Annotated in this window: 3 protein-coding genes and 1 pseudogene; all 4 read right to left on the bottom strand. The window is 62.6% G+C overall.

The window, feature by feature from the left end:
* Positions 1-217: 217 nt before the first annotated feature.
* Positions 218-2,056: a SulP family inorganic anion transporter gene (locus PVW46_RS13445; RefSeq protein WP_069210151.1), complete on the bottom strand. Its 1,839-nt coding sequence runs from the start codon at positions 2,054-2,056 to the stop codon at positions 218-220.
* 27 nt (positions 2,057-2,083) lie between these two features.
* Positions 2,084-2,911 carry a universal stress protein gene (locus tag PVW46_RS13440; protein ID WP_069210150.1) on the bottom strand — a complete coding sequence of 276 codons (828 nt, stop codon included), beginning with the start codon at positions 2,909-2,911 and terminating at the stop codon, positions 2,084-2,086.
* 10 nt (positions 2,912-2,921) lie between these two features.
* Entirely contained in the window at positions 2,922-4,484 is a 1,563-nt protein-coding gene (locus PVW46_RS13435; RefSeq protein WP_274576169.1) for a sulfatase family protein, read from the bottom strand.
* Positions 4,477-4,911, bottom strand: a pseudogene (locus tag PVW46_RS13430) (C4-dicarboxylate ABC transporter permease); the annotation flags it as partial. The pseudogene PVW46_RS13430 and the gene PVW46_RS13435, both read right to left, overlap by 8 nt.

The raw sequence follows: 4,911 nt of genomic DNA, 5'->3' as shown, positions 1-4,911 counted from the left end.
CCGATGCAGAAGATGCGCCGCACCGGAATGCGGTCCTCGCTGCCTGCAACCGCGATCGAAGCCTGCTGCGCGGGAGGGAAAACATAAGTCATTGAGTTTCCTTTCCTAATTTGATCATTTGAGATGTAGAGCCTTTCCGCTCCCGTCCGTGATTGTTTTCGGAGTTGATGATTGACCGCACAAGACCGCGGGTCTGGCCACCGACAACATACAGAGTTCATACCGCATCCTTGCCTGCATCCCTTGCGCCCGAACCGATCTCTGCGGATCTGGATCGTGATGCACAGCCCTCCAACCCACCGGGAGGATGGCCGGGCATCGAGGCGCATTCCCGGAAGATGCGTGCTCTGCAGCCCGCGCACACCGAAGGGTCGAGTGCAGGCACCACTTTGGCGATGGCATCGTGCTTGCTGAGATGGATACGGTCCCGCCCCAGAACTGAAAGAACCTTCATGCGGGCAAGTTTCGCAATCGTGCGAGGTGCCTTGATCTGCAAGTGGAACGTGCCATCTCGACTTGTCCGCCGAGCCGCCTCTTCGAGGATCAGATCGGCACCTGGAAGGTCCACCTCCCCTACCCCTTTCAGAATGAAGATCATGTGCTTCTGCTGCGGCCTGTCGACCTCGAACCGGCGAAACTGCCGACGGAGGTACTCGACCGACCCGAAATAGAGCGATCCTTCGAGGCGTGTCACCATGAGTTGCGGGCACTCGGCCAGGTGGTGGCTGGCGGCCAGCCGGAAAGTGCGGCCCGGTGTGCTCGGATCAGGGGCGCCGACACCGAGGAAAGGCCTGGATGTCCCGCGCAGGAACAGCGCGAGCGACAAGAGGACACCGGCAAAGATCGCCACATCGAGATCCACCAGCATCGCCACCACGAAGGTCACCAGCGCGATGGCGGTTTCCGACGAGGAACCCGCCACGATGTGGCGAATCTCGGGCATGTCGATCAGCCGCCATGCAACGAGCAGGATAACCCCGGCCATGCCGGGGACCGGCACATAGGCGAACAGGGGCGCGACGAGCAAAAGTATCAGGAACAGGAAGCACGCCGAGAAGATGGCAGACATCGGTGTGACCGCGCCGCTGTCGAGGTTGACCCCGGAACGTGTGAAAGAGACGGTGGACGGGTAGCACTGGAAGAGCCCGCCAACGACGTTCGACGCCCCCTGCCCCAGGAACTCCCGGTTTGCATCGACCAACTGACCGGAACGGAGCGCCATGGCCCGCGCGACAGAGATGGCCTCAAGCAGACCGACGATGGCAATGGCGGCGGCCGAACCACCGAAATCACGGATAAACCCGAAAGAAAGAGCCGGGGCGGCCAACTGGGGTATCACGCTGTCGATCGCGCCGACCGTGGCGATGCCGGCATCTGCACCGCCCAACAAGATGCTGGCGACGGTCGAGGCGCAAAGCGCGATAAGGTAATTGGGCAAGGAGGCGCGGAAATAGCGAATGACAACGGCCGTCATGATCGCAACAGCGGCGATCACCGCAGACCGGGGGTCCGCCTGTGGGATCGCGCGAAAAAGTTCGGTTGCGAGATCGGCCACGCTGGCAGTCTTGGGGAGATCGACTCCCAGGACATGTTTGGCTTGGCTGAAGGCGATCAGGATGGCAGCCCCTGTCACGAAACCGGTCATGACCGAATGCGAGACAAACTCGACGGCCTCACCGAGGCGCGCCAACCCCATGATCAGTTGCAGAATACCGACCATGAAGGCCAGCGCAATGGCCGCCGACACGAACTCCGGGCTGCCGGGCTCGAAGCTGCCCGAGAGCGCGCCAAAGACCAAGACCGAGATCGCCGTCGCAGGCCCGGAAACGGCTTGCCAGCTGGAGCCGACCAGCGCTGCGATCACCGTGGGCACCATCGCGGTGTAAAAGCCCGTTTCCGGCGGCAGACCGGCGATGGCCGCGAAGGCCACGCCTTGCGGCAAGACCAGGGTGGCCCCAGTCAGCCCTGCGATGACGTCCGAGCGAACCGAGCTAGGCGACACTTTGTGCCGCCAGTCCGGCGCCAGTGCGGCGATCCATTTTCGGGTGGTCGTCATTCCAAATGCCCCAATCTCCTGTTGCCTTCAGTGGGACATGAAGACAGGGACGGTGGCGGTACCGATCACTTCGGTCGTCACTCCACCAAAGAGATCGTGGCGGAACTTCGAATGCTCGAAGGCCCCCATGACGATCAGCCGGGCGCCGAGTTCCTTCGCCGACATCTCGATCGTCTGGGCAATCGAGGCATGGCCTTGAGCCCGGTGTTCGGAAACCGCTTCGATGCCGTGGCGTTTCAGGTGACGGAGCAAAGCATCGACATGGTCCGGCGCGGTTGATTTTCGACCGACTGAGAGGATCGTCACCCGGGCCTTCTCGGCAAGAATGTCCACGGCATCGCCAATGGCCCGCGCCGCAGCACGACCGCCATCCCAGGCGACCACGGCATGGTCGGCAAGCGCGTCGGCTTCGTAATCGTCAGGCACGACAAGAACGGGCCGGCCGCTTTGCAGCGCCAAGGTGTCCGGGTGGGCGGACAGATGGTCTTCGTCCGGTCGGGCGGAATGCGCGCCGGTCACGACCATATCGAAACAGCGCGCAAACGCGCTCAGAGGCCCTGCACTGTCAGGATCGAGATCGACGAACTCGGCGCGGTCCGGTTTGTATCCTTCGGCGACCGCGGCTTGGAAGCGGGCCTGCGCCTCGGCGATGCGCGCATTGTCTGCCTCGCGAAGTATACTGCGGACCGCTTCAGGGATCCTTGCACTCGAACTGCGCTCCAGTGCATGCCTGCCGTGACAAAGAACGCCGGTGAGCCATGCATCGTGATGACGGGCCATGCGGATGGCATGGTCCAGGCCGCTGGCCTGGCCGTCTTCGCCGCTATAGGCGCAGAGAATGTTTCGGATCGTCATCGTGTACTCCTCATGCCAGACCGGTGGGAAATGGCGCCCGGTCCACAGCGTCCATCTCGGCGCGCGCAAGCCGCTCGGTCAGGTGCGCGCGGACACCGGCATGATCGGGGCAGTCCCACAGGTTCACGAACTCACCGGGATCGGCTTCGAGATCGTAGAGTTCGCCCCATTCGACACCGCAAATCAGGCTGAGCCGCCAGCGCTCCGTTCGCAGCGTATGCACGCGGGGGCCAATGCCGATGTTGGGGTTTTCCTTCTGGTGGTCATATTGGACCAACGCGGCGTCGCGGCCGCCTTCCAACAGGGGGCGCCCCTGCATCCCGATGGCACTTTCGATCCTTGCGCGTTCCAGAATGGTCGGACCAATGTCATGTGTCTGCCCGATCTGGTCTGCCCGCGTGCCGGCCTTTCCATCCCCCGGCTCGGACCAGATGAAGGGAACCCGGATCAACTGTTCATAGTGTTCAGCGCCCTTCAGCAGCATGCGATGGTCACCCAAATGGTCGCCGTGATCCGAGGTGAATATCCCGATCGCTTCCTGCGCCGCCGGAAGAGACCGCACGCGGCCCACCGCCTCGTCGATCATCGAGATCATCCCGCAGGTCAGCGCCTGGGCTTCCTGCGCCTCGCGCGGACTGCAGCCAATGGTGCCCATACCTTTCAGCGCGGCTCGCCCGGTCTCACGTTCTTTCATGATGCCGGCCACATGCGGCGGCGGCGTCCAGTCGTTCCTCTGGAATGCCTCGGGGACAGGAAAATTCTCTGGGGCATACATGTCCCAGAACCGGCCAGGCGGGTTGAAGGGATGATGCGGATCGGGGAAGGAGACCATTAGGAAAAAGGGCTGTTCCTGGTCTCCATTTTCCTCAAGCCAGGCCATTGCCCGTTCGGCAATGTAGCTTGTCGAATAGAGTTCCTCGGGGACCGCCGTACGCACGGCTTGCGGACAAACGTAGTCGTGGTCCAACTGGTTGGTAGGGCCAACCAGTGAGGCGGCCTCCGGACAGCGTTCCAGAAGCCAGGCGGTATAGTCGCCGCCGACCTCGTCACCGTGACCGGTCACCAGCTCGACATGATCGAAACCGTAGAATGGCGTTTCCACCCGCGGCTGCGGCCCGGCCCAGAAATCGGGTTCTTCCTGGGAGTAGACCGGACTCAAAAGATCGTGGCGCACGGCCTCGGCTAGCGCGCCTGGCGCACGGTAAAAACCGGGTCTCGTCTCGCTCCGCGGCAGGATTGCGGGCTTTCCGGTAAAGTTCTGCAGGTGGCTTTTGCCGATCAGGGCTGTCTTATAACCCGCGTCTTTCAGAAGTTCGACGAAGGTTACGTTCTGCTTGGACAGGGGAATGCCGTTTGACCTTACACCGTGGCTCGACGGCATGCGTGCGGTCATGAGGCTGGCACGGTTCGGCATGCAGACCGGGCTCGAAACATAGAAGCGGTCAAAGCTGACCCCCTGAGCCGCCATGGCGTCGATGTTCGGCGTCTTCACCAGCGGATGTCCATAACACCCGAGGAAGTCCGCGCGATGCTGGTCGGTGATGAAGAGGATAAAGCTGGGGCGGTCAGACAAGGTCCAACTCCTTCCGTCGTGCGATGAGGAATTCATAGGAGAGCACCGCAAGCCCGGCCGCGAGGGTCAGCCCGCCGCCGGCCCACAGACCGCCCGGGAGGACAAGTCCCGGCACCAGCAGCAAGATGCCGAGAGCCAGGTAGCTGAGACGAAGCGGCGCCGAGAGCGGGTGGTTGAGATACCCGATGATGCAGGCAGAGACGAGCCAGACACCGATGGTCGCGCGGGCGACGGCAAAGACGATCTCGATCACCGAGCCGTCCATGATAAGAGCAGGGTTCACGACAAAGACGAAGGGAATGACATAGGCCGCCCATCCTAACTGAACCGCCGACCAGCCCGTCCGCATTGCGCCGGTCCGCGATATGGCCGCCGCAGCAAAAGACGCGACCGCGACAGGCGGCGTGATCATCGACATCATGCCGAA

Source organism: Mameliella sp. AT18, from assembly GCF_028807275.1.
In the GTDB taxonomy this organism is placed as follows: Bacteria; Pseudomonadota; Alphaproteobacteria; order Rhodobacterales; family Rhodobacteraceae; genus Antarctobacter; species Antarctobacter albus.
This window is presented reverse-complemented; position numbering and strand designations above follow the sequence as displayed.